Origin of the sequence: Phenylobacterium sp., assembly GCF_035475775.1 — a bacterium.
In the GTDB taxonomy this organism is placed as follows: Bacteria; Pseudomonadota; Alphaproteobacteria; order Caulobacterales; family Caulobacteraceae; genus Phenylobacterium.
Window position 1 is genome coordinate 12340 of record NZ_DATIMC010000051.1, and the last position, 23431, is coordinate 35770.

General features: G+C 71.9%; 22 protein-coding genes. 11 read left to right on the top strand and 11 right to left on the bottom strand.

Translation table 11 applies throughout. The features are described from left to right. Positions 1–83: 83 nt before the first annotated feature. Complete coding sequence (locus tag VLI41_RS06165) at positions 84–557, top strand: DUF3429 domain-containing protein (RefSeq protein ID WP_325267185.1); 474 nt, start codon at positions 84–86, stop codon at positions 555–557. On the opposite strand, the gene VLI41_RS06170 is transcribed toward VLI41_RS06165, so the two are convergent. Then, a complete protein-coding gene (locus VLI41_RS06170; protein WP_325267186.1) occupies positions 554–2128 on the bottom strand; it encodes a winged helix-turn-helix domain-containing protein in 1575 nt (524 codons plus the stop codon). The two genes, VLI41_RS06165 and VLI41_RS06170, sit on opposite strands and share 4 nt — an antisense overlap. Positions 2129–2332: 204 nt before the next feature. Here VLI41_RS06170 and VLI41_RS06175 point away from each other — a divergent pair, with 204 nt between their 5' ends. From VLI41_RS06175 to VLI41_RS06185, 3 genes are all read left to right on the top strand, one after another. Further along, the gene (locus VLI41_RS06175; RefSeq protein WP_325267187.1) at positions 2333–2671 is read left to right on the top strand and encodes a UrcA family protein; all 339 of its coding nucleotides are present in this window, start codon (positions 2333–2335) and stop codon (positions 2669–2671) included. 124 nt (positions 2672–2795) lie between these two features. Then, positions 2796–3194, top strand: a complete 399-nt coding sequence (locus tag VLI41_RS06180) for an AprI/Inh family metalloprotease inhibitor (protein WP_325267188.1) — start codon at positions 2796–2798, stop codon at positions 3192–3194. Positions 3195–3249: 55 nt separating this feature from the next. Further along, positions 3250–3540 carry a hypothetical protein gene (locus VLI41_RS06185; RefSeq protein WP_325267189.1) on the top strand — a complete coding sequence of 97 codons (291 nt, stop codon included), beginning with the start codon at positions 3250–3252 and terminating at the stop codon, positions 3538–3540. Between the two features lie 7 nt (positions 3541–3547). Here the strand turns inward: VLI41_RS06185 and pdeM are convergent, their stop codons facing one another. Both pdeM and VLI41_RS06195 read right to left on the bottom strand, forming a co-directional pair. After that, positions 3548–4210 carry a ligase-associated DNA damage response endonuclease PdeM gene (gene pdeM, locus VLI41_RS06190; protein ID WP_325267216.1) on the bottom strand — a complete coding sequence of 221 codons (663 nt, stop codon included), beginning with the start codon at positions 4208–4210 and terminating at the stop codon, positions 3548–3550. 56 nt (positions 4211–4266) lie between these two features. Beyond that, positions 4267–6732, bottom strand: a complete 2466-nt coding sequence (locus VLI41_RS06195; RefSeq protein WP_325267190.1) for a ligase-associated DNA damage response DEXH box helicase — start codon at positions 6730–6732, stop codon at positions 4267–4269. A gap of 137 nt (positions 6733–6869) precedes the next feature. On the opposite strand from VLI41_RS06195, the gene VLI41_RS06200 reads away from it, so the two are divergent. Continuing rightward, positions 6870–8018 carry a saccharopine dehydrogenase family protein gene (locus VLI41_RS06200; protein ID WP_325267191.1) on the top strand — a complete coding sequence of 383 codons (1149 nt, stop codon included), beginning with the start codon at positions 6870–6872 and terminating at the stop codon, positions 8016–8018. A 147-nt stretch (positions 8019–8165) separates the two neighbouring features. Here VLI41_RS06200 and VLI41_RS06205 read toward each other — a convergent pair whose 3' ends face one another. The 3 genes from VLI41_RS06205 to VLI41_RS06215 all read right to left on the bottom strand — a co-directional run bounded on the left by VLI41_RS06205 (position 8166) and on the right by VLI41_RS06215 (position 11448). Then, a complete protein-coding gene (locus tag VLI41_RS06205) occupies positions 8166–8516 on the bottom strand; it encodes a hypothetical protein (RefSeq protein ID WP_325267192.1) in 351 nt (116 codons plus the stop codon). A 341-nt stretch (positions 8517–8857) separates the two neighbouring features. Next, a complete protein-coding gene (locus VLI41_RS06210) occupies positions 8858–9811 on the bottom strand; it encodes an alpha/beta hydrolase (protein ID WP_325267193.1) in 954 nt (317 codons plus the stop codon). A gap of 14 nt (positions 9812–9825) precedes the next feature. Continuing rightward, a complete protein-coding gene (locus tag VLI41_RS06215) occupies positions 9826–11448 on the bottom strand; it encodes a hypothetical protein (RefSeq protein ID WP_325267194.1) in 1623 nt (540 codons plus the stop codon). 171 nt (positions 11449–11619) lie between these two features. Here VLI41_RS06215 and VLI41_RS06220 point away from each other — a divergent pair, with 171 nt between their 5' ends. Genes VLI41_RS06220 through VLI41_RS06230 form a run of 3 tightly spaced genes read left to right on the top strand, consistent with a single transcriptional unit; the run spans position 11620 to position 15528 of the window. Next, positions 11620–13545 (top strand): PQQ-binding-like beta-propeller repeat protein, encoded by a 1926-nt coding sequence (locus VLI41_RS06220; RefSeq protein ID WP_325267195.1) that lies wholly within the window; start codon positions 11620–11622, stop codon positions 13543–13545. An 11-nt stretch (positions 13546–13556) separates the two neighbouring features. After that, positions 13557–14279: an SDR family oxidoreductase gene (locus tag VLI41_RS06225; RefSeq protein ID WP_325267196.1), complete on the top strand. Its 723-nt coding sequence runs from the start codon at positions 13557–13559 to the stop codon at positions 14277–14279. Between the two features lie 49 nt (positions 14280–14328). Continuing rightward, positions 14329–15528 (top strand): hypothetical protein, encoded by a 1200-nt coding sequence (locus VLI41_RS06230; protein ID WP_325267197.1) that lies wholly within the window; start codon positions 14329–14331, stop codon positions 15526–15528. A gap of 9 nt (positions 15529–15537) precedes the next feature. Here VLI41_RS06230 and VLI41_RS06235 read toward each other — a convergent pair whose 3' ends face one another. Continuing rightward, a complete protein-coding gene (locus tag VLI41_RS06235) occupies positions 15538–16005 on the bottom strand; it encodes a MarR family winged helix-turn-helix transcriptional regulator (protein ID WP_325267198.1) in 468 nt (155 codons plus the stop codon). Positions 16006–16055: 50 nt separating this feature from the next. On the opposite strand from VLI41_RS06235, the gene VLI41_RS06240 reads away from it, so the two are divergent. Together VLI41_RS06240 and VLI41_RS06245 are read left to right on the top strand one after the other, a co-directional pair. Further along, on the top strand, positions 16056–16769 hold the full coding sequence (locus tag VLI41_RS06240; RefSeq protein ID WP_325267199.1) for a DUF899 family protein: 714 nt from the start codon (positions 16056–16058) through the stop codon (positions 16767–16769). A gap of 55 nt (positions 16770–16824) precedes the next feature. Continuing rightward, on the top strand, positions 16825–17586 hold the full coding sequence (locus VLI41_RS06245; protein WP_325267200.1) for a class I SAM-dependent methyltransferase: 762 nt from the start codon (positions 16825–16827) through the stop codon (positions 17584–17586). Here the strand turns inward: VLI41_RS06245 and VLI41_RS06250 are convergent. The 3 genes from VLI41_RS06250 to VLI41_RS06260 all read right to left on the bottom strand — a co-directional run bounded on the left by VLI41_RS06250 (position 17583) and on the right by VLI41_RS06260 (position 20360). Next, the gene (locus VLI41_RS06250; protein ID WP_325267201.1) at positions 17583–18833 is read right to left on the bottom strand and encodes an acetyl-CoA C-acetyltransferase; all 1251 of its coding nucleotides are present in this window, start codon (positions 18831–18833) and stop codon (positions 17583–17585) included. The genes VLI41_RS06245 and VLI41_RS06250 overlap by 4 nt on opposite strands. 88 nt (positions 18834–18921) lie before the next feature. After that, a complete protein-coding gene (locus VLI41_RS06255) occupies positions 18922–19536 on the bottom strand; it encodes a CAP domain-containing protein (protein ID WP_325267202.1) in 615 nt (204 codons plus the stop codon). Between the two features lie 197 nt (positions 19537–19733). Beyond that, positions 19734–20360 carry a CoA pyrophosphatase gene (locus tag VLI41_RS06260; protein WP_325267203.1) on the bottom strand — a complete coding sequence of 209 codons (627 nt, stop codon included), beginning with the start codon at positions 20358–20360 and terminating at the stop codon, positions 19734–19736. 93 nt (positions 20361–20453) lie between these two features. On the opposite strand from VLI41_RS06260, the gene VLI41_RS06265 reads away from it, so the two are divergent. Then, entirely contained in the window at positions 20454–21695 is a 1242-nt protein-coding gene (locus VLI41_RS06265; protein ID WP_325267204.1) for an MFS transporter, read from the top strand. Between the two features lie 5 nt (positions 21696–21700). Here VLI41_RS06265 and VLI41_RS06270 read toward each other — a convergent pair whose 3' ends face one another. Further along, the gene (locus VLI41_RS06270) at positions 21701–23242 is read right to left on the bottom strand and encodes an NAD(P)/FAD-dependent oxidoreductase (protein ID WP_325267217.1); all 1542 of its coding nucleotides are present in this window, start codon (positions 23240–23242) and stop codon (positions 21701–21703) included. Positions 23243–23431 lie beyond the last annotated feature (189 nt).

Genomic DNA, 23431 nt, shown 5'->3' on the forward strand with positions numbered 1-23431 from the left:
CCATCGGGGTCGGCAGGTCTAGCCGCGAGGATCTCGCGCCGGGTGCGTCCAAGGCCGCATCGCCAGCGCGACGGGGGGACTGGATGCTGATGGACGAGGCGGAGATCCTCTCCCGCAACGAGGCGCCGCCGATGGCGCTCTGGGCCATCGCGCTCCTGGCGCTCGCGCCGTTTCCGATCTCCGCCGCCGCTTATGGCTACGGCCCGCCGGAGGCGGCGAGGCCGGCCTTGACCGTCATCTTGACCTGGTCGGCGGTGGTGCTGTGCTTCCTGGGCGGCGTCCGCTGGGGAATGGAAAGCCTGCTGCCCCGCCCGCGGTGGCCGCGCCAGATGATTTCGGTGTCCTCCGGGGTCGTGGCCTGGCTGCTGCTGCTCGCGCGCCATCGCATCGCCGATCGCTGGATCATCGGCGCCGGCATCGCCGCCTTCCTGGTCCAGTGGCTGTTCGATCACCAGGCGCCCGAGGTGCCGGCCCGCTACCCGAAGCTCTCCACGGCGATCACCGCTGCGGCCTGCATCTCTCTCGCGGTCTGCCTCGACAAGGCTTTGCGCGGCTAGCCTGCGCAGCGCTCGCCGGGCGCGGCCATGGCGCGCAGCTCGTCCAGCAGCCAAGCCATGCCGGATGGGGCCTCGGCCGGCAGTATGGAGTCCCCGAAGCGGGGCAGGAGGTGGCGCGCGGGCCCAGCCATGATGTTGCGCGCGTGTCGCGGCTCGCTGAAGTGGCGGGCGATCATGAACAGCTGGTGGGACATGACCCAGGCCGCCAGACCCCGTGTGGCCCGTTCGACAGCCTTCGCCATGGGGGGTTCCAGCAGCCGGTCGTCGCCCGGCAGGTAGAAGAGCTGCAACTGGCGCTCCGCCGCAGGCTTATGCTCGACGATTTGCCGGAAGATCGCGCAGCAGCCCGGCCAATCGCCGTCGGCCAACGGCAGCGTCGACTTCTTGACGAGCAGATAGATCTGGAACTCGGTGCCGGGCTGGCAGAGCGCCAGCGCCTGGTCGAACGCGCCGACCGCGGCGGCAAGATCGCCGCGGAACGCGTGCAGCGTGCCTTGGTGCGAGAGCACGGCCGCAAACATGCTGCTCTCGGCGAGACTCTCGCGGATCAGCTCCTCGACGACCGCAAGGTGACGGCCGCCCACCATGAACAAGAGCTTGGCGACCGCCAGCCTGAGGATCGGATCCGCGCGGACCTCCGGGAGAGCGCCGAGCAGCAGCCGCTCCATTTCAGCTTCCAGGCGGCGATAGCTCTCCGGCTGGCCGTCGAAGTCGATGCCGCCCATCATGCGGGCATAGAGATAGGTCGCCCGCATGACCGCGAGCTCCGGGTCGTCGGGCGCCTCGGCCTGCTCTTCCGCCAGGCGTTCGGCGATATAGGCCCAGCCCCGATCGATGCTGCGGGACAGCGTCGCGGCCGCGTCCTGCATGCGGATTTCGAGCGGCGGACCGGCCGGCTCGTGCTGTGCGCCGGGAAACAGCACCAGATCGCGCCAGATCGCCGCGACCAGCCGGCTCGCCGCCTCGCGCATCCGCTCCGCGATCACCTCGGGCTCGAGGGCGCAGCGCACGACGCGCACCACGCGTCCGCGGTCCTCGTCACGCAACGCAAACGCCGCCTGCAGGCGGCCGCCGTCGAAGATCAGGTCGACGCTCACCGAAAACCGGAAGGCGCCGGGCTCGCGCGACCAGTTCGGCAGCAGGACGATCTCCTGCCCCACGGCGCAGCGCCCGGCGATCTGCTCATGCAGTCGGTCGAGCATGTGGTGGAGGATTGGCCCATCGGCGGCGCCGGTGAGCCCGCGCAGCGGCCCGATCACCAGGAACCCGCGGGCGGCGACCTGGCGCAGCGGGGCGATCCAGACATAGCCTTCGCCGTATTGCGTGGCGATGAACCGCGGCGCCCGCGCCGGATCGTCGAGCTTCCTGCGCAGCCGGTTGATGACGAAGTCGACATTGCGATCGTTGAGCTCGTCCGGCTCCGAGCGCATCGCGGCGAGCAGCTGTTCGCGCGAGAACAGCCGCCCTGGCCTGCGCGCCAGGCTGGTCAGAAGGGTCCGTTCCAAGCGGGAGAAGCGAAGCTGCCGGCCATCGTCGCGCGCCGCGGTGAGAAAGTCGGCGTCGAACGTCACGTCATAGTAGCGATGAGAAGGAGAGCCATCTTTCATCGAGGAACAACCGAGGGTTCGCGGCGCCCGCCAGACGAGCAATATTATTTCGCCGATTGGCGGCATTTAGCTCATCGCTGTCGACGCGACCACAGGAAATGCAAATACTCGCGCAACAATTTGCCCTCATGCTCAGCCCATCACAAACGATTCTGATGGGGTGCGACTATGCTCAAGGCATTTGCCACGATCGCGACGACAGCCCTCGTCCTGGGATGTGCGGGCGCCGCGACCCAAGCCGCCGCCGGCGATGCGCCGAAGACGGTGGTCCAATACTCCGATCTCAACCTCGCCAGCGCTTCCGGGCAGGCGCAGCTTGCGGCTCGCATCTCGGCGGCCGCCTCGGCGCTTTGCGGCCCCGCGCCGCAGATCGTCGATCTGGCGGCGGTCCAGGCGCGCCGGGCCTGCCTGCGGGCGGCGGTGGCCAGCAGCACGCCGTCTGCGCAGCAGGCGACCGCTCTGCAGGTCCGCTCGCGCGAACGTGTCGCGGCGTCCGGGGAGCAATAGCCCCCAATCGCAGCAGCGGCGTGGCCCCGGGCTCCCCAACGCACGGGGCCACGTCCGCATCTGGACCGCAACTCGGCCGCGACGGCTCGCGTTCTCCTCCCTGCGAACCTCAGGGAGGAACTGCATGAGACCCGAGGTCATGGCCGGCCTGACCGCCGCGGCGCTGCTCGCCTTCGCACAGGCGGCGCGGGCCGAGGACAACCAGGCGGGCCTGCCGCTCGCGCCGTCTGACGCCGCCGGGCCGTGGACCCTGGCCGCCGGCGGCCGCGATCTTTGCGTGATCACGCTGACCGCCAGGAAGACGCGAGGCGGCGCCTATGCGGCCAACGCCCCGGCGACCTGCGGCGCGGATCTGCCGTCGGCCGTCGCCGGCTGGCGGCCCACCGCCGATGGGATGCAGCTGGTGGGCGCGCATGGCGCTCGCGTGATCGGCTTCAACCGCTGGAGCAACAGCCTCTTCGTCTCCCACCGCGCGAGCGGGGTCGATCTGCAGCTCCGCCGCGGGCGGGGTCCGGCGGGCTGAGCGGACCCAAGGCGCGTCCCGGGCGTTTCACGGCGCGAAATCGAGGAGACGCCCGATGAAATCCGCCCTCCTGGCCGCCAGCGCGATCGCCGCGCTCAGCCTGGCCGCTTGCGTCAAGCAGCATTCGCCCGAGCACAGCGAGGTCGCCACCGCCATGCCCGACGCCGCTTCGACCCCCGGGGCCCAGGGGCCGGCCGCCCAGGCCCCGCACGCGCCGCCGCCTGATACGACCACGCTCTCCGACACCCATCCGACGCCGGCCGGACCGGCGGCGAACAGCCTGCCGCCGCCCCCGCAACCCGGTCAGCCGGCCCAGGGCTCGCCCGCAAGCCAGCCTTCGAAGTGAAAGGCGCCTAGTCGGCCGCCAGCGAACGCCAGCCCACCGCATGGACGCGCGCGCCGCCCACGGCGGCGGCCAGCGGCGGCCGCGCGAACAGGCCCAGGAAGGCCTCATCGCGCACATTCAGGCCACCCGCATAGGCTCCGAAGGCCGGCAGCACGATCCGCTCTCCGTCGGTGATGAAGCATCGCCGCCGGATCGTGCCCCGCGGCGCGCGCACCTTGGCCGCAGGGTGCAGGTGGCCGGCCGCTTCGCCCGGCGAGACTCCGCGCCGCGGCTCGTGGCGCAGGGTGAGGCCGCCGACCGCGAGCTCGCCTGCGACCTCGCCCGGCAGCGCCTTGGGCCCGTCGGCGTCGTGGTTCCCGATCACCCAGATCAGCGTCCGGCCGGCGGCGAGCGCCCCGAGCCGCGCGGCGTCGTCGCGGGCCAGCCGATCCTCCGAGCGCCGGTCGTGGAAGGTGTCGCCCAGCAGCACCACGAGCCTGGGCCGCAGCGCCTCGATCTCGGCCTCCAGCCGCGCGAGGGTGTCGCGGGTGTCGTAGGGCGGCAGCATCTGGCCGCGCGCGGCGTAGGAAGAGCCCTTCTCCAGGTGCAGGTCGGCCGCGACCAGGGCGGCGTCGCGATCGAGCCACAGCGCGCCGGACGTGCGCAGCTCCGCCCGCGCGCCCGCCAGCATGAGCCGCAGCGAACCGCAGGGCGCGGTCGAGAACTCATAGGCGGGCAGCGGCTTGGTCAACTCAGGGCCTCGGCGATCAGGTCTTCCTCCGCCTCGTGCAGGATGATCTCGCCCGCCTGGCCCGGCGAGCGCTCCTTGCCGATCTCCAGGAGGATCGGCACCGAAAACGGCGACAGGTGGTCCAGGCGCGCGTGCCGGATCCGGCCGCGGATGCGCGCCAGCATCTGGCCCAGCCGCGCCACGTCGATGAGGCCGGTCGCCGCATCGGCCCGGGCGCAGCGCAACAGCAGGTGGTCCGGCTCGTGCCGCCGCAGCACGTCGTAGATCAGGTCGGTGGAGAAGGTGATCTGCCGGCCGGTCTTCTGCTGGTCGCCCGGGAAGCGCCGCTCGATCAGCCCCGAGACGATCGCGCAGCCCTTGAAGGCGCGCTTCATCATGAAGCTCTCCGCGAGCCAGGCTTCCAGGTCGTCGCCCAGCATGTCCTCGGCGAACAGCGCGTCGAAATCGAGGCCGTCCAGCGGGTTCAACGCCCAGACCGCCAGCGCGTAGTCGTTGCAGACGAAGCCCAAGGGCGCGGCGCCCAGCCGCTCCAGCCGGCGCGTCAGCAGCATGGCGAGCGTGGTGTGCGCCAGCCGGCCCTCGAAGGAATAGCAGACCAGGAAATGCCGATGCCCGCGGGCGAAGGTCTCCAGCAGCATCTCGTCCTCGGCCGGGATCAACGAGCGGTCGCGCTGCGCCTCCAGCCATTCGCGCACGTCTAAGGGCAGCACCCGCCAGTGGTCCTGGTCGGTCATCAGCTGGCGCACGCGCTTGGCCAGGAAGGTGGAGAGCGCGAACTTCGAGCCGCCCCACGAGGGCATCTTGGCGTCGCGATCGTTGGCCGGCTGCACCAGGACGTCGAGGTTGGTGATGCCGACCAGCCGCCAGACCTGGCCGGCGAACACGAAGGTGTCGCCGGGATCCAGCATCTCCAGCATGCCCTCCTCGATCTCGCCGACCTTGCGCCCGACGGCCCCGCGCCGGCCGGCGATCCTGACCGCCAGCATGGCCGGCGAGACGATCGCGCCGACGTTCAGCCGGTGCCGCTGGGCGACCTCGCCGTTGCGCACCCTCCAGCGCCCGTCCGGACCCTTCACGATCCGGCGGAAGCGGTCATAGGTCTTCAGCGCATAGCCGCCGGTGGAGACGAAATCGACCACCTGCTCGAAGTCCTCCCAGGCGAGGTCGCGATAGGGCCCGGCGCTGCGGACCTCGTCGTAGAGCTCGAGCATGTCGAACGGCTCGGCGCAGGCGCAGCCCATGACGTGCTGGGCCAGCACGTCCAGCGCGCCGTCCCGCGGCGGATCGCCGTCCAGCACGTTCTGGGCGATCGCCTCGCGGGCCGCCTGGCACTCCAGCATCTCGAACCGGTTGGCCGGCACGAACAGCGCACGACTGGGCTCGTCCAGCCGGTGGTTGGCGCGGCCGATCCGCTGCACCATCCGCGCCGCCCCCTTCGGCGAGGCGAGCTGGATGACCAGGTCGACGTCGCCCCAGTCGATGCCGAGGTCCAGGGTCGAGGTGCAGACGACGGCGCGCAGTGCGCCTCGGGCCATCGCCGCCTCGACCTTGCGCCGCTGCTCGGCCGCCAGGCTGCCATGGTGCAGCGCGATCGGGAGCGCATCCTCGTTCAGCCGCCAGAGCTCCTGGAAGGCGAACTCCGCCTGGAAGCGGGTGTTGACGAACACCAGCGCCGTCTTCGAGCGCTGGATCGCCTCGTAGACCTCCGCCATGGCGTGCTGCGCCGTATGGCCGGCCCAGGGCACGCGCCCCTCCGAGAGCAGCATGTCGACGATCGGCTGCGCGCCGGGCGGGCCGGTCACCAGCTCGATCCCGCCCGAACCTGCGGGTCCGGCCATCCAGCGCTTGATCACCTCGGGATCGTCGACCGTCGCCGAGAGCCCGACGCGGCGCATGCGCGGGGCGAGGCTGGAGAGGCGCGCCAGGTCCAGCGCCAGGAGGTCGCCGCGCTTGGAGGCGTGCAGGGTGTGGATCTCGTCGAGGATCACGCAGCGCAGGCCCTCGAACAGCAGCCGCGCGCCCTCCCAGGCGCACAGCAGGGCGAGCTGCTCGGGCGTGGTCAGCAGGATCTCCGGCGGCTTCACCCGCTGGCGCTGGCGGCGCGAGAGTCCGGTGTCGCCGGTCCGGCTCTCCGCCGTGATCGGCAGCCCCATCTCGACGATCGGCGCCGTGAGGTTGCGCTCCACGTCCACCGCCAGCGCCTTCAGGGGCGAGATGTAGAGCGTGTGCAGCCCCGCGGGCGCGCTGGCCGGCGGCCGTTCGGAAAGCTCGATGAGGCTGGGCAGGAAGCCGGCCAGCGTCTTGCCGCCGCCGGTCGGCGCGATCAGCAGGGCGTCGCGGCCGGCGCGCGCCTGTTCGATCATCGCCAGCTGGTGCGCCCGCGGCGTCCAGCCGCGCCCGGCGAACCACGCCCGGAACTTCGGCGGCAGGAGGTCGGGAAGCTGCGCGCCCGCATCGGCCATGCCGGCCCCTATAGCATGTTCCCGTTACGTTTCATCGCCTTCCTGTCCTCTCGCCGGGAGTGGGAGAGGCGGTTCGCATTGCGGTTTGCTTACCGCGTAAACGTATGCTTCCTGCGGCCAGGATCAGGAGAGAGCGCATGGACCCGAAAGCCGAATTCGACGTCGTCGTCTATGGCGCGAGCGGCTACACCGGCCGGCTGGTGGCCGAGCACCTGGCCCGGCGCTACGGGGACGACGGCGAAATCAGCTGGGCGATGGCCGGCCGCTCGGCGGGCAAGCTCGCGGCCGTGCGCGACGAGATCGGTGCGCCCAAGGAGACGCCGCTGCTGGTCGCCGACGCCTCGGATGCGGCCTCGCTGGACGCCATGGTCCGCCGCGCCAAGGCGGTGATCACCACGGTCGGGCCCTACCAGCTCTACGGCGACGCGCTGATCGCCGCCTGCGCGGCGGCGGGCGCGGACTACCTGGACCTCACGGGCGAGCCGAACTGGATGGCGAGGACCGTCGCCGCGCACCAAGCGGCGGCCAAGGCGAGCGGGGCGCGCCTCGTCCATTCCGCCGGCTTCGATTCCATCCCCTTCGAGCTCGGCGTCCTGTTCTGCGAGGAGACGGCCCGGCAGCGGCTCGGCGCCTACGTCCCGCGCGTGAAGGGTCGGGTGCGCGCCATCAAGGGCGGGCTCTCCGGGGGGACGGCGGCGTCCGGCGCTGCGACTCGCGACGCGGTCCAGAAGGACCCGTCGGTGCTCGGCGTGCTGATGGATCCGTTCGCGCTGACCCCGGGCTTTCGCGGCCCGGACCAGCCGGCGGGCGACAAGGTCCATCGCGACCCCGATCTCGACGCCGAGGTCGGCCCCTTCATGATGGCGATGATCAACACCAAGAACGTCCACCGGTCGAACTACCTGATGGATCATCCCTGGGGCCGGGCGTTCCAGTACGACGAGATGGCGATCCTCGCGCCCGGCGCGCCCACCGAGTTCACCGCGCTGGGCGACGGCGGTCCGAAGCCCGGCGAGGGCCCTTCGAGGGAAGAGCGGGAGACCGGCTTCTTCGACATCCTGTTCGTCGGCCTGGCCGCGGGTGGCCGCCAGGTGCGCGTCTCGGTGAAGGGCGACAAGGACCCCGGCTACGGGTCGACCTCGAAGATGCTGGCCGAAGCCGCGCTGTGTCTGGTGAAGGATTGCCCGGATACGCCCGGGGGCGTCTGGACCCCCGGCGCGGCGATGGGGATGAAGCTGGTGGAGCGCCTGCAGCGGAACGCCGGGCTGACCTTCGCGGTCGAATAATCCCGCCTCTCCAGGGGAGGGATGGCCGAGCCGCGGCCAGGGTGGGGGATGCGGATCGGGCTCGAGGTCCGAGCCTGCCCACGCACCCCCGCCCGGCCCGCGCTGCGCGCCGTCCGCCCTCCCTGACGAGGAGGGCTCCGCGTCAGGTCAGCAAGGATACCGGTGGCGCACGAGCACGCGGCGATGGATGTAGGGGTCCCACACCCAGCGGGCGGATTCGCACACCGCGTAGCCGCCGTAGTAGTCGTCGTAATAGGCCGGGCCGTAGGAATAGCTGTAATAGTGCGGCCGGTCGGCCAGGGCCGCGCCGAGCGCCAAGCCGGCGACGCCGGCCACCAGCGCCGCGCCGGCCGCATCGCCGTGGTGATGGTGATAGCCCCCGTAGTAGCGGTAGCCGCCGTGCCAGTCGTGGGCTTCCGCAGCGCTCGGCAGGGCGGCCGCGGCGACCGCGCCCCCGAAGGTGACGGCCGCCATGGCGGCGGCGAGGGTCTTGTTCATCTCGAACCTCCATTGCGGGCGGCCCACCGCCGGGCGGGCCGCGTCAGTCTCAAGGGTTAACGCGCGGCACCTGAACCGGTGCTGAATGAGCCTGTCAGGCCGCCGACGGCTCGGGTCTGTGTTGCGCCAGCGCGGCCGTTGGGTCTTTGATTCCGGCTTGGGGCGCGGAAATGGCGCCAGCTCGCCGCGCTCTGGCAGGACGACCTCGCGGCGCTGCTGGCGCGATCCCAATAACCTTCGTCATCCCGGCCGGCGCGCAGCGGAGAGCCGCGACCCAGACGGCTCTGCAACGCCGTTGCCCTGGGTCCCGGATCGGCCTGCGGCCGTCCGGGATGACGCGGTCATTTCAGCGCGCGCTCGAGCGCGTCCCGCCGCAGCCGGACATAGGCCTGGGCGGCCGCCGACTGCGGCGCGAGCGCCTCGAAGGCGTGGTAGGCGCCGGGGATCACGTGCAGCTCGGTGGGCACGCCGGCCGCGAGCAGGCGGCCCGCATAGTCAAGGTCCTCCTGCAGGAAGAGGTCGAGCGAGCCCACGGCGATGAAGGCCGGCGGCAGGCCCTTCAGGTCCTCCGCCCGGGCCGGGACCGCATAGGGGTGGTGGCCCTCCGATCCGGGAGCCTTGCCGAGCAGGGAGGCCCAGCCGAACCGGTTGGAGGCGTTGGTCCAGATGAACTCGCCGACGTGCGGGTTGCGCGGCCCCTCGCTCGCCGTCCGGTCGTCCAGCATCGGGTAGATCAGCATCTGCAGCCGCAGCGGGACCTCGGCCCGATCACGCGCCATCAGGGCCAGCGCCGCCGCGAGGCCTCCGCCGGCGCTCTCGCCCCAGATCGCGATGCGGCTCGCATCCACACCGAGCGCGCCCGCATGCCGCTGCAGCCAGAGAAGGCCGGCGTAGCAGTCCTCCACCGGCCCGGGCGCCGGCGTCTCGGGCGCCAGGCGATAGTCGACGCTGACCACCACGCAGGGCAGGTCGCCTGCGGCGTTCACGCAGGCCGGGGCGCCGGTCTCGGCCGAGCCCATCACATAGCCGCCGCCGTGGATGAACAGGATCGCCGGCAGCGGGCCTTCCGCCCGCAAGGGCCGATAGACAACCAGCGGGACCTCGGGCGCGCCGTTCAGGCCAGGCGCGGCGGCCGCCTGCACGCCGACGTCCTGGCGCCAGTAGGTCTCCTTGGGCGGGGCGAAGCCCTTCATCAGCTCGCGCGTGGCCGCCAGGGTCTCGGCGGAGAGCTCGAAGGGCGGCAGCACCTCCAACGCGGCGGCGAGCTCGGGATCGACCAGGTGTCGCGTGCTCATCGCGAGCCTCTCCTTCAGATCAGCGCCAGCGGCAGGGCCGCGGGATCGCCGCGATAATCGCGCCGCGCGGCCTGGCGCTCGCGCCTGGCCTCGGCGGCCCGGCCGAGCTTCTCCTGCGCCTCGGCCAGCACCCTGAGCGCCAGACCGTCGGCGCGCCAGCGCGTCAGGCTCGTCTCGGCGGCGGCCGCGGCCTCCCGGGCGCGTCCGGCCGCCAGCAGCGCGGCCGCCTCGCTGCGCCGCACCGGGTACCACCAGGGCGGCGGATCGAATTCCTTGCCGAACGCGGCCTCCTGGACCGCAGCGGCCTGGGCGTAGGTCCTGGCCGCCAGCTCGGGGCGGCCCTGCATCATCTCGGCGCGTCCGCTCAGCACGCCGGCGGCCAGCTCGATGTGCGGCGCGATCGCCGCGTCCGCGGGCGCGGGCTTCATGGCCTTGAGCGCCGCGGCCTCGGCGAGCACGCCGGCGACATCCCCCTTCGCGGCGAAGGCCTCCCCGCGCGCGTAGTGGCGGTAGACGGCCAGCAGGCCGTCGCCGGCCGCGCTCTCCGGGATCGCCAGGGCCTTGTCGGGGGCGAAGCGCCCGTAGGCCACGAAGCTGCGGCTGAGCGCGCTGGCGCGCCGGCTGACGCCTTCCGGGAAGGCCACCTTGGCGTCGTCGGCGAAGCGGAGCGCCAGAGCCGCGTCGCCCGCCATCAGCGCGCCCTCGGTCCCGAAGCCGATATTGTGCGGATAGTACATGGCCGCGCCCAGCGGGCGGACGTAGCCCATCTCGCGGCTGAACTCGGCGTCGACCTCCAGCGCCTCGGCATTGACCACGGCCGCGCGCTCATAGGCGCCGACGTTGATGAAGGTGTGCGCGCCCATGTGCACCAGGTGGCTCGCCTTGGGCGCCAGGCTCGCCAGCCGCTCGGCGTAGGGCAGGGCGAGCTCCGCCCTGCCGGCGAATTCCGTCGCGTGGATGTAGTAGTGGATGGCCGCGATGTCGTCGGGCCTGCGCTTCAGCACGCCCTCGAGGATGGCCATGGCGCGCGGCACGGTCGAGAAGTCGTCCGCCCGCGAGGGGATCAGGATGGCGTGCGCGGTCACGACGGCGATGTCGTCGTCGGCGGGCCAGCGGGCGGCGATGGCGTCCATCTCGCGCCGGAAGGCCGCTTCGCCCTTGCCCGGCTCGGGGCTGTAGCGGGTGACGAGCGCGGCGGTGAGCGCGCGCGCCTTGTCATCGTCCTTGGCGGCGAGCGCCTGCGCCTGCTGCGCCACCTTCAGCGCCGCGGCCGTCTCGTCCGCCGAGATCGGGTAGTTCAGCGTGGCGCCCAGCGACAGCGCCTCGCCCCAGGCGCACATGGCGCAAGCCGGATCGAGCGCCATGGCGCGCCTGAACGCAGCCTTGGCCTCCTGGTGGTAGAAGGCGTGGTAGAGGTTCAGCCCGTAGTCGAACCAGCGCTGGGCCTGCGGATCGGCGGTGCGGATCGCCCAGTGGGCGTTGCCGACCCCGTCCTCCAGCACCACCTTCACCGGTCCCGCCGCGGCGGGAGTGTGCTCCGCGCCGCAGATGAAGCCCACCGCCTCGCGCGTGGCGTCCGCGCCCATCTGGGCGGGCGCCAGGGCCAGCGTCGCCAGCATCAAGGCCGCCGCCTTCATCGCGCGCCTCCTCCCATCGGGAGAAGCTTGGCACGCCCGCGCGCATCCGGCGAGCCTGACGCGACGGCGCCCGATTGCCCGCTTGCAATAAGCGGCGCCCCGGCGAAATCTCGGCGCCAAGCAGGCGCGCGATGCTCCGCGCCCAGAACACCTTCGGGGGAATTCGTGATCGTGTCACAGTCGCGTATGGCGGTCGTCGCGGCGGCCGCGCTCGGCCTCGCCTTGTTGTCCGCGCCGCTCGTCCAGACGCCCGCCCGGGCGCAGGCCGGGGGCGCCTCGGGCCAGTCGCCCGCGGCCATCTTCGACGCCCGCTGCAAGGCCTGCCACGAACCGCCCGTGGAGCGCGCCATCAGCCGCGAGGCCATGGCCGCCATGGCGCCGGAGGCGATCGCCTACGCCCTGACCGACGGGCCGATGAAGGCCATGGCCCAGGGGCTTTCGCCCGACGACATCAAGGCGCTCGCCGTCTACCTGTCCGGCAAGCCGATGGGCGCGCCGGCCGCCGCCGCCTCGTTCCGCCAGCGGCCGGCCCTGCACTTTCCGGCCCAGGCGGGCGCGCCGCAGCCGCCGGATCCGATGTGCCAGGCAAATCCGCCGATCAAGGCGAGCCCCGCGGACTGGAACGGCTACGGCCACGATCCGACGGGCGACCGGTATCAGCCGCACACCACGATCGATGCCGGCGACGTCGGGCGCCTGAAGCTGAAGTGGGCCTTCGCCGTCTCCGGCGGCCGCAATGGCGAGCCCGCGGTGATCGGCGAGCACCTGTTCCTCACCACCGGCGGCGGCGACGCCTATGCGCTCGATGCGGCCACGGGCTGCGTCCACTGGCGAACGCCGTTAGGATCCGGCTCGCGCACCTCGCCGGTGGTGGTGCGCATCCCCGGCATGGGCTCGACCGGCTGGGTGATGTTCGTCGGCGACTTCAACCGCCACGAGTTCGCCCTCGACGCCCAGACCGGCAAGATGCTCTGGAAGACCGAGGTGCAGACCCATCCGCTTGGCGTGCTCACCGGCGGGGCGGCCTACCACGACGGCACGGTCTACGTGCCGCTGTCCTCCGGCGAGGAGATCACCGCCACCACGGCGAGCTATTCCTGCTGCACCTTCTCCGGCGCGGTCGTGGCGCTCGACGCCCGCACCGGTCGGATCAGGTGGCGCACCGCCGTGCTGCCCAAGGCCGAGCCCACCCGCAAGAACGCCGCCGGCGCCCAGCTCTACGGCCCCGCAGGCGCCGCGATCTGGTCGCAGCCCTCGATCGACGCGAAGCGGGACCGTGTCTATGTGGCGACCGGCGATTCCTACACCGAGGTGGACGCGCCGGCCTCCGACGCCGTGGTCGCCTTCGACGCGACCTCGGGCCGGATCGCCTGGGCCAACCAGGTGACCAAGGCCGACAACTTCCTGATCGCCTGCGGCCGGATCAAGAGCGTCAACTGCCCGCTCGGCGAGACCGGGCCGGACCACGACTTCGGGGCCACCCCGATCGTCGCCAAACTGCCCGGCGGCAAGGAGATGATCCTCGCCGGCCAGAAGTCCGGCGCGGTCTACGGCCTCGATCCGGCGACCGGGAAGCTCGTCTGGCGCACCCAGGTCGGGACCGGCTCGGCGCTGGGCGGGGTGGAATGGGGCATGGCCTATGACGGGCGCGCGCTCTACGTCGCCATCTCCGATCCGTTCGCGCTTCCGCCGGCGGTGGCCAAGCCCGGCGTCTACGCCCTCGATCCGGCCAGCGGGAAGCTGATCTGGTCGGCGCCGGCCCCCAAGCTCGGCTGCAGCTTCAAGGCCGCGCGCTGCCTGCACGCCCACTCCGCGCCGCCGACCGCCGTCCCGGGGCTGGTGTTCTCCGGCTCGTCCGACGGCTGGCTGGAGGCGTTCGACGCCAGCGACGGCCGCATGGTCTGGAGCTACGACACCGGCAAGGGCGGCTACATGACGGTCAACGGCGTCGCCAACCAGCCGGGCGGCTCGATCGACGGCACGGGCCCGGTGGTCTCGGGCTCGCAGCTGTTCGTGATCTCCGGCTATTCGGGCGCGACGGGCGCGACCGGCAATCCGCTGAACGTGCTGCTGGCCTTCAGCCTGGACGGCAAGTAGGGGAGGGCCGCATGAGCCTCGCGGGCCAGCGCATCGTCGTGATCGGTGGGACCTCGGGCATCGGCTTCGCCGTGGCCGAAGCAGCGCTGAGCGAAGGCTCCGCCGTCGCGGTGGCCTCCAGCAACCCGCAGAACGTCGAGGCGGCCACGGCGCGCCTGCCGGGCGCGGAGGGGTTCGTCCTCGACGTCACCGACGAGGGCGCGGTCGAGCGCGCGTTCGCCGGCCTCGGGCGCTTCGACCACCTCGCCTTCACCGCCGGCGACTGGGGCGGGCCGCGGCGGGGGCTGCTCATGGACCTCGACCTGGACGCCGGCCGGGCGATCTTCAACGTGCGCTTCTGGGGCGCCGCGGCGGTCGCCAAGCACGCCGCCAAGGCGATCGCGCCCGCCGGCTCCATCACGCTCACCGACGGGATGATCGCCCACCGTCCGGCGAAGGGCTCGAGCCTCTCGACCGCCATGGCCGGCGCGGTCGAGCACCTGACCCGCGGGCTCGCCGCCGAGCTCGCGCCCATCCGCGTGAACTGCGTCTGTCCGGGCATGATCCGAACGGGGGTCTGGGACTCCATCCCCGCCGACGTCCGCGAGGCGCGGATCACCCAGATGACCGCCCGCCAGCCGCTCGCCCGCATCGGCGAGCCAAAGGAAGCCGCCGAGGCCTACCTCTATCTGATGCGCGGCGGCTACACGACCGGCCAGGTGCTGCGCGTCGACGGCGGCGGCTCGCTGGTGTGACCCTGCGACAGCCTAGGCGCCCGGCGCATCCCGGTGCAGCCTTCCCGCGATGACCGCTTTTCCGGACGACCTCGCCCGCACGCCCGACGACACCGTCGACGAGGTTTCCGGCGCGCCGTTCACGCCGCTGCAGACGGCCGGCGCCATCGGGCTCGGCGTCATCGCCCTCTTGATGGCGGGCCTCCTGGCCCTGATGCTCAGCGCGCTCGCCGAGGAGCATCGCCTGTCGGCCGCCGGCATCGGCCAGGCGGCCATGTTCGAGGCCCTGTCGACGGGCATTGTCGCCGGACTGGCCGGCATCCTGGTGCGGCCGAAGCGCCTGAAGCTGACCGCCGCGCTGGCGTCGGTGGGCCTGGTCGCGGTCAACCTGGCGACCTTGCGCGCCAGCGGCGTCTCGGTGCTCGCGGTGCGCACGCTCGCCGGCGCGCCCGAGGGCGTGCTGCTGTGGATCACCATCGGGTTCATCGCGCGCACCCGGACGCCGGAGCGCTGGGCGGCGGTGCTGTTCACCGGCATGGCGGTCAGCCAGCTGGCCTTCGCCACCCTGGCCTCCGCCCTGCTGCTGCCGAGGTTCGGCGCGAACGGCGGCTACCTGGCCGTGGCCGCGGCCAGCGCGCTCGGCGTTCCGCTCGCCTTCCTGGCGCCCAGCGCGCTCGGGCCCATGCCCGGCGCCGGCGACCGCGTGGCCGGCGCCCCGCCGCTGAAGGGCTGGATCGCGCTCTTCGGCACGCTGCTGCTCTCGGCCTCGCTCTCCTGCGTGGGGGTCTACGGCGTGCCGCTGGCCGTGCAGGCCGGCCTCAGCCTCGAGCTCGCGCGGAGCGCCATCCCGGTGGCCCTCGGCACGGCCATCGCCGGCGCGGCCCTGGCGACCGCCATCGCCGGGCACGTGCGCTACATCCAGGTGTTCGCCATCTGCGCGGCGGTGTTCTTCGCCAACTGGCTGGCCTACGCCGGCCACCCGCCGGCCTGGCTGCTGATCGGGCTGGCCGGCGGCACAGGCCTCTGCGGCTCGCTCGCCGCGCCCTTCCTGGTGCCGATGACCATCGAGGCCGACCCCACCCGCCGCGCCGCGCTGCAGAGCGGCCCGGTGCAGCTTCTTTCCGGCGCGCTGGGCCCGCTGCTCGCCTCGCTCGCCGTGCGGCCGCACAACGCCCACGGGGTGCTGATCCTGGGCGCCGCGATGCAGGCTGCAGGGCTCGGCATCGCCGTGTGGCTGCACCGCGCCGCCGGCAAGGACGCGCGCGGCTAGGCGCTCGTCTCAGTCGCTGGGCGAGCCGGTCTCCGACAAGGCCCTGAGCTCCGCCCGCAGCCGGCCCGGATCGAGGCCGGGCAGTTCCGACTCGAGGCCCTCGTGCGCTGCGCGCCAGGCGGGGAGGGCGGCCGTGAGCACGGCGTGCCCGGCCGCCGTCAGACTGACCCGTCGCGCCCGCCGGTCCGTCGGGTCCTGGGCGATCGCCGCCAGCCCACGCCGGGCCAGCGGCTTCAGGGCGGCGGTCAGGGTTGTGCGGTCGGCCCCGAGCAGGGCGGCCACCCGGCCCAGGGGGGCAGGCTCCGGCCCGTTCAGCGCCATCAGCAGGGAGAACTGGGTGTTGGTCAGGCCGAGCGGCCTTAGCGCCTTGTCGAAGCGCCGGGCCAGCGCCCGCGCGGCCCGGTGGGCGTGCAGGCAGAGGCAGGTGTCGCGCACCTGCTGCGAGGTTTCGACAGGAAGGCTTGCCGGTTCGGTCATGCCGGCTATTATGTTGATATCAACTCTCCTGATCAAGCCGGAGGCGCGCCATGGACGCCAAGACCGAAACCCTCACGCCTGCCCTGCAGCTCGCCCGCGACAATCCGCTGCGCTTCCCCAACGAAAGCGCCGAGTACCGCGCGGCCCGGACGGCGCTGCTGGCCGAGGAGATCGAGCTGCGCCGCCACATCGCCCGCGTCGCCGCCCAGCGCCAGGCGCTGCCGCCGGGCGGCGAGGTCCGCGGCGACTACCGCTTCCAGGGCGAGGAGGGCGAGGTCGATTTCGCGGGGCTGTTCAGGGACAAGCCGACGCTGGTCGCCTACAGCTACATGTTCGGCCCGCAGCGCGAGCGGCCGTGCCCGATGTGCACCAACCTCCTGGGCGCCTGGGAGGGCAACGCCGCCGATATCGGCCAGCAGATCTCGCTCGTGGTCATCGCCCGCTCGCCCCTCGAGAGGCTCACCGCCTGGAAGCGCGAGCGCGGCTGGAAGAACCTGCGCCTCTACAGCGACCTCAACGGCGCCTACTCCCGCGACTACTTCGGCGTGGCGCCCGACGGCTCGGACATCCCGTCGCTCAACGTCTTCACCCGCCGCGACGGGACCACCCGCCACTTCTGGTCGGGCGAGATGGGCGACCGGACGGCCGATCCGGGCCAGGATCCGCGCGGCGCGCCGGATCCCGCGCCGCTGTGGATGGTCCTCGACATGACCCCGGAGGGCCGGCCGCCGCACTGGTATCCGAGCCTCGCCTACCCGGCCTGAACGACGGCTTGCGCGCGGCGGCGATTTCGGGTCCTTGCGCGGCCAGGAGACCGCCATGTCCGCCAGCCCCGAGAGCCTCGCGCGCGCCCAGTTCGGTCCGCGCGCCGCCGCCTACGTCGAGAGCGCCGTCCATGCGCAGGGCGCCGACCTCGAGGCGCTGTCGGCCGTCGCGTCCGCCCACGCCGGGCGCCGCGCCCTCGACCTCGGTTGCGGCGGCGGCCACGTCGCCTATCGCCTCGCGGCGCATTTCGCCGAGGTGGTGGCCTGCGATCCCGCCCCCGAGATGCTCACGGCGGTCGCCGAAGCCGCACGCGCCCGGGGTCTTGCCAACATCGCGACCGCCGAGGCGGCGGCGGAGCGGCTGCCGTTCGAGGCCGCCAGCTTCGACTTCCTCGCGACGCGCTTCAGCGCCCACCACTGGAGCGACCTCGACCGCGGGCTCGCCGAGGCGCATCGCGTCGCCAAGCCCGGCGCGGCCGTCGTCTTCATCGACGCCGTCTCGCCCGGGCCTCCGCTGCTCGACACCCACCTGCAGGCGATCGAGGTGCTGCGCGATCCCAGCCACGTTCGCGACTACACCGCCGCGGAATGGACGGCGGCCGTCGAGCGGGCGGGGTTCAGCATTGCCGCGCTGCACCGTCACCAGATCCGGATCGATTTCCCGAGCTGGATCGAGCGCATGCGGACGCCTGAGCTGAACGCGGCCGCCGTGCGCGCCCTGCAGGCCGCCGCTTCGGAACCCGTCCGCACGCACTTCGCGATCGAGCCGGACGGCTCCTTCCAGCTCGACGTGATGATCCTCGAGGCGGCGGCCTAGATCCGCTCGACGATGATCGCCGGGGCCATGCCGCCGGCGGCGCACATGGTGACCAGGCCGCGCTTCAGGCCGCGCCGCTCGAGCTCGTCGACGATGGTGCCGATCAGCATCGAGCCGGTGGCGCCGATCGGATGGCCGAGCGCCATGGCGCCGCCGTTGACGTTGACCTTGTCGCGGTCGAGCTCGAGGTCGCGAATGAACTTCTCGGCGACCACCGCGAAGGCCTCGTTGATCTCCCACAGGTCGATGTCGTCCGGCGTGAGCCCCGCCTTCTTCAGCACCTTCTTGGCGGCCGGGACCGGCGCGTTCAGCATCAGCGTCGGGCTGTCGCCGACATTGGCCATGGCGATGACCCGCGCGCGGGCCTTCAGGCCGTTCTTCCGGGCGTACTCCGGCGAGGCGAGCAGCACGGCTGCGGCGCCGTCCACCACGCCCGAGGAATTGCCCGCGTGGTGCACGTGGCGGATCTTCAGGTCCGGATAGACCTGCTGGATCAGCCCCGCAAACGTCGTCCCCTGCGCGTCCAGGGGCGCGTTCGCCATCGCCTCGAACGAGGGCTTCAGGGCGGCGAGGCCCTCCAGCGTCGTCTGCGGGCGGGGGAACTCCTCGCGGTCGAGCGCCAGCGTGCCGTCCTCGCGGTAGTGCGGCACCAGCGAGCGGTCGAACCGGCCCTCGTCCAGCGCCTTGGCCGCGCGCTGCTGGCTGACATAGGCGAGCTCGTCCAGCGCCTCGCGCGGGATGTTCTCCAGGGTGGCGATGGCGTCCGCACAGACGCCCTGATGGGACTGCGGGCGCCTGGCGCGCAGCCGCTCGTTGCCGGCGTCCATCAGCGGCGGCCCGTCTTCCGGATTCCGCTGCGCGGCAAGCGTCGCGGTGTAGGACATCATCTCCGTGCCGCCGGCGATCACCAGGTCTTCCATGCCGGCCATGATCTGCGCCGCGCCCAGGTTCACCGTCGTGATCCCTGAGCCGCAGAAGCGGTTGAGCGTCACGCCCGAGGCGCGGACGTCGTAGCCGGCGTCGAGTGCGGCCATGCGGCCGAGGTCGTTGCCCTGCTTGCCGTTCTGCGAGGCGGTGCCCCAGATGATGTCGTCGACCTCCTCGGTCTTCAGGTTGTTCCGCTCGGCGATCGCCTTGAGGACCGTGGCGGCGAGGTGCTGCGGGTGCTGGTCGGCGAGCGCGCCCTTGCCCACTTTGCCGATGCCCCTTGGCGTGCGGCAGGTGTCGATGATCAGGGCTTCGGGCATGGCGGGCTCCAGCGAAAAGGTCTCTCTCGCCGGCGATCATGGCGGGCGGACCCTACGTCAGTCGAATCCCGTCGCCGCCAGGCGAACGTCACCGCTGCGCGAGAGCCCCGGCGAAGTCGATGACGCACATCGCGCCCCAGGCGCGGTGGGCGGCGCAGCTCACGCCGGCGAGCTGATAGTGGGCGCCGAAGATGTTCTGCCGATGCCCGCGGCTGGGCACGCCGGAATCGATGATCAGCTGGCGCACCACCTCGCGCGGATCGTCGTACCCGTAGGAGATGTCCTCGGCGGCGAGGCCGGCCCAGACGCCGTGCGCGTGCAGCCGCTCGGAGAGCGTCGCGCCGTCCGGGCTCACGTGGCCGACCAGATAGGTGCGGCCTTGCATCCGGGCGTGCGCGCGCGCCGCGGCGGCGAGCCCCTCGCTCGGCTTCAGCGGCGGCAGCGGCCGCTGCCGCGAGAGGAAATCGATCGCTTCGGCGAGCGCGTCCAGGTCTTCGTTGCCGATCTCGGAGTAGCCGACCTCCCCGCCGCGCGCGGCGCTGCGCCGCAGCTCGCGGGCATATTGCGCCGGATGCGTGCGGGCGAAGTTGAGCTCGTCGAGAACCGCGGCCTCGACGCCGACCTGGGCCGCCGCCAGGCCGGGCGCTGAGCAGAGGAAGAGCCCGCCGCAGATACCGGCGAGGAGGGCGCGGAGGTGGCGCATGGCAGCCCCTGATCCCGAATACGTCCCTCGGGACCGGTCTGTAACATGGCCATGGTGGAGCTTCCCCTAACGCCCGCGCCGGGCGTCCGCGACGGATCGGCGCGGACTCGCCGGCTATCGCTTCAGCGAGGCCAGATAGGCCGCCACCGCGGCGGCGTCGGCGGCGTGCATCCGGTATTGCGGCATCGGCGGCTTGGTCAGCGCCAGGCGAACACCGGCTGCTCCAGCTCCGAGACGCGGGTCACGCGTCCGGCCACCAGCTCGCGCAACTGATAGATCAGGGCGGCGGTGGGCGCATGGATATGCTGGTCGCCGATCTTGAGGCGGATCAGCGGCCGCGGGCTCTCGGGGATGGTCTCGAAGGCCACGGCGTCCTCGCCGCCCAGGCTGTCCAGCCGGACCCGGTGCACCGAGGCGACCTCCTGCGGGTTCGGCCGCAGCTCGGCGGGATCGGCCAGCCAGGCCACAACCGGCGCAACGAGGAATCCCGAACGGGTCCGATAGTCGTCCAGCAGACCCAGGACGCCCTCCGCCGGCAGCCGCACCCCGAGCTCCTCCTGCAGTTCGCGCAGCGCGGTCTCGGCCAGGCTCTCGCCAGGATCGCAGCGGCCGCCCGGCAGCGCCCACTGGCCGGCGTGGGCCCGCAGGCCGGAGGCTCGGCGGGTGAGAAGGAAGGCCGTCTCGCCCGAGCCATCGTCGGCCTCCACCAGGGCGATCGCCACCGCGGCCCGCTTCAGGCCGGCGGTCTCCTCGGCGATGCGGGGGAAGGCGCTGCAGCGGGCCAGCAGTTCGTCGCGGAAACCGGGGGAGAAGGGACAGCTCATGCCCCACCTTAGCGCGCTTCGGCGGCGAGGCCCTTGCCTTCGGCCCTGCGGCGCGGGCTAGTCTGCGGGCAAATCGGGGAGGGGAGTCCGAGCATGGTGATCGTGGACGAGCTGCGCGCGCTCGACAAGCCGCAGAGGGCCGCCTTCATCGCCGCCCTGCTGGGCTGGGCGCTGGACGCCTTCGACTTCTTCCTGCTCACCTTCGTGCTGAAGGACATCGCCACCGAGTTCCACACCGACGTGAAGCAGGTCGCCGTCGCGATCACCCTCACGCTCGCCGCACGACCCGTGGGGGCCTTTGTCTTCGGCCGCCTCGCGGACACCTACGGCCGCCGGCCGGTCCTGATGATCGACGTGGCGGTCTACGCCGCGCTGGCCTTCGTGTCGGCCTTCTCGCCCAACCTGATCACCTTGTTGGTGCTCCGGACCCTGTTCGGCTTCGCCATGGGCGGGGAGTGGGGAATCGGCGCGTCGCTCGCGCTCGAGACGATCCCCGCGAAGAGCCGCGGCGTGGTCTCCGGCATCCTGCAGGAAGGCTATCCGGTCGGCTTTTTCCTGGCTTCGATCGCCAACCTCTTCCTGCCCACGATCGGCTGGCGAGGGCTGGTGATGATGAGCGCCCTGCCGGCGCTGCTCATTCTGTTCATCCGCGCCCACGTGCCCGAGAGCCCGGCCTGGCAGACGGCCCGCGCGACCCGGGCCGCCGGCCGGGGCGTCAGCTTCGCCGCCGCGATGAAGGGCCGCTGGGGCCTGCTCGTGTATGTCGTCGTGCTGATGACGGCGTTCAACTTCTTCAGCCACGGCACCCAAGATCTCTATCCGACCTTCCTGAAGGTGCAGCACAGGTTTTCCGCGGGCATGGTGACCGCCCTCACCATCGTGCTCAATCTCGGGGCCATCGTCGGAGGCCTGATCTTCGGGGCGCTGTCGGAGAAGATCGGGCGCCGGCGGGCCATCGTCATCGCCGCCCTGCTCGCGCTGCCGATCATCCCGCTGTGGGCGTTCTCGGCGACGCCCCTGATGCTGGGATTGGGCGCGTTCCTGATCCAGGTCAGCGTGCAAGGCGCCTGGGGCGTGGTGCCCGCCCACCTGAACGAGCTCAGCCCCGAGGGCGCGCGCGGCGCATTTCCGGGCTTCGCCTACCAGCTCGGCAACCTGTTCGCCGCCGGCAACGCCACCTGGCAGGCGGGGCTGGCCGAGAGCCGCGGCGATGACTACGGCTTCGCGCTGGCGCTGGTGTGCGGCGTGGTCGCGGTGATCCTGGCGCTGGTCACCTGGTTCGGTCCCGAAGCCAAGGGCCGCGCGTTCGGAACCGCGCAGGGCGACGCGCCGTAACGCCGCTAAGCGGGTTCCCGCTCCCGCGCCTTTGCGCCCACCTTGCCGCCGTAGGCGAACTCCGGGCCGTCGAGATCGATGTTCGGGAGCTCGTTGCGCTCGGCCCAATAGTCCTGAGTGTGCTGCCACTCCGGCTTGTCGAGGCGCCTCGGCATCTTCTCGATGTCGCGCATCAGATAGCCCGGGTTGAAGTTCTCCGGGTCGATCCAGGAGAGCGGCTCGAGCCCTTCGTCCTGGGGCCGCAGCTTCGGCGTCACGCTGGCCGCGCCCTTGGCCTGCATGTGGTTCAGGAGGCGGCAGACGAAATCGCCCAGGATGTCGACGCGCAGCGTCCAGCTCGCCCGGAAGTAGCCGAACACCCAGACCAGGTTCGGCACGCCGGTGAACATCATGCCGCGGTAGGTGATCGTCTCGGCGAAGTCGACCGACCGGCCGTCCACCTCGAAGGCGATGTCGCCCAGGACGCAGAGGTTGAAGCCGGTGGCGGTGATGATGATGTCCGCCGCGAGCGCTTCGCCGGACTTCAGGAGGATGCCGGTCTCGGTGAAGCGCTCGATCTCGTCGGTGACGACGCTCGCTTTGCCGTCCTTCACCTTCTGGAAGATGTCGCCCTCCGGCACGAAGGCGATGCGCTGCCGCCAGGGGCGGTAGCTCGGCGTGAAGTGCTTGGCGGTGATCTCCGGGCCCACGAAGGCTTCGACCATCGACAGCAGCTCCTGCTTCACCGCCTCCGGCTCCTCGAACGAGCGGCGGGTGAACAGGCCGCCCATCTTCAGCCGCTGGCGGCGCACGATCTCGTGGATCCAGCGCTCGTCGATCTCCAGGCCGCGCAAGGTGTCGGCGAGGTCGTCGACGTTGCGCCCCGGCACGAAGTAGGTCGGCGAGCGCTGCAGCATGGTGACGTGCCCGGCCTCGTCGGCCATGGCCGGGATCAGCGTCGCCGCGGTCGCCCCGGACCCGATCACCACCACCTTCTTGCCGCGATAGTCGAGATCAGCCGGCCAGGTCTGCGGATGGACGATGCGGCCCTTGAACTCGGCCATGCCCGGCCACTCCGGGGTGTAGCCCTGCTCGTGGCGATAGTAGCCCTGGCACATCCAGAGGAAGTTGGCGGTGAAGACCTTGCGCTCGCCGGTGTCGGTGCGCTTCGCCTCCACGGTCCACAGGCTCGTCTCGCTCGACCAGCGGGCGGCCAGGATCCTGTGACCATAGCGGATGTGGCCCGCCAGGCCGTTCTCCTCGATCACCTCGCCCATGTAGGCCAGGATCTTGTCGCCCGTGGCGATCGGCGTCCCGGTCCACGGCTTGAAGCGGTAGCCGAAGGTGTAGAGGTCGGAATCGGAGCGGATGCCCGGGTACTGGTGCGTCCACCAGGTGCCGCCGAAATGCTCCTGCGCGTCGAGGATGACGAAGCTCTTGTCGGGGCACTGCTCCTTGAGGTGCACCGCCGAGCCCACGCCCGAGATGCCGGCGCCGACGATCAGCACGTCAAAGTGCTCGACCCGTGCGTCCACCTGTGAGCGCGCGATCATCCCGGCGTCGTCCATCCCGTTGTCCTCCAGCGCCGCATGAGACGGCGTCGGTCCGCGCCGCGCCTTGTTGGCTTGCCTCAAGGATAACTTATCGCTGATAATCTTTCTAGCCGCTGATCCCCGCTGGGGCGGCGACGCCGGTTCAATCGATCGCCTTCCGCCACGTCGCGCTTGCGTTGCGGTCGATAGGCCGCTTGGATTCCC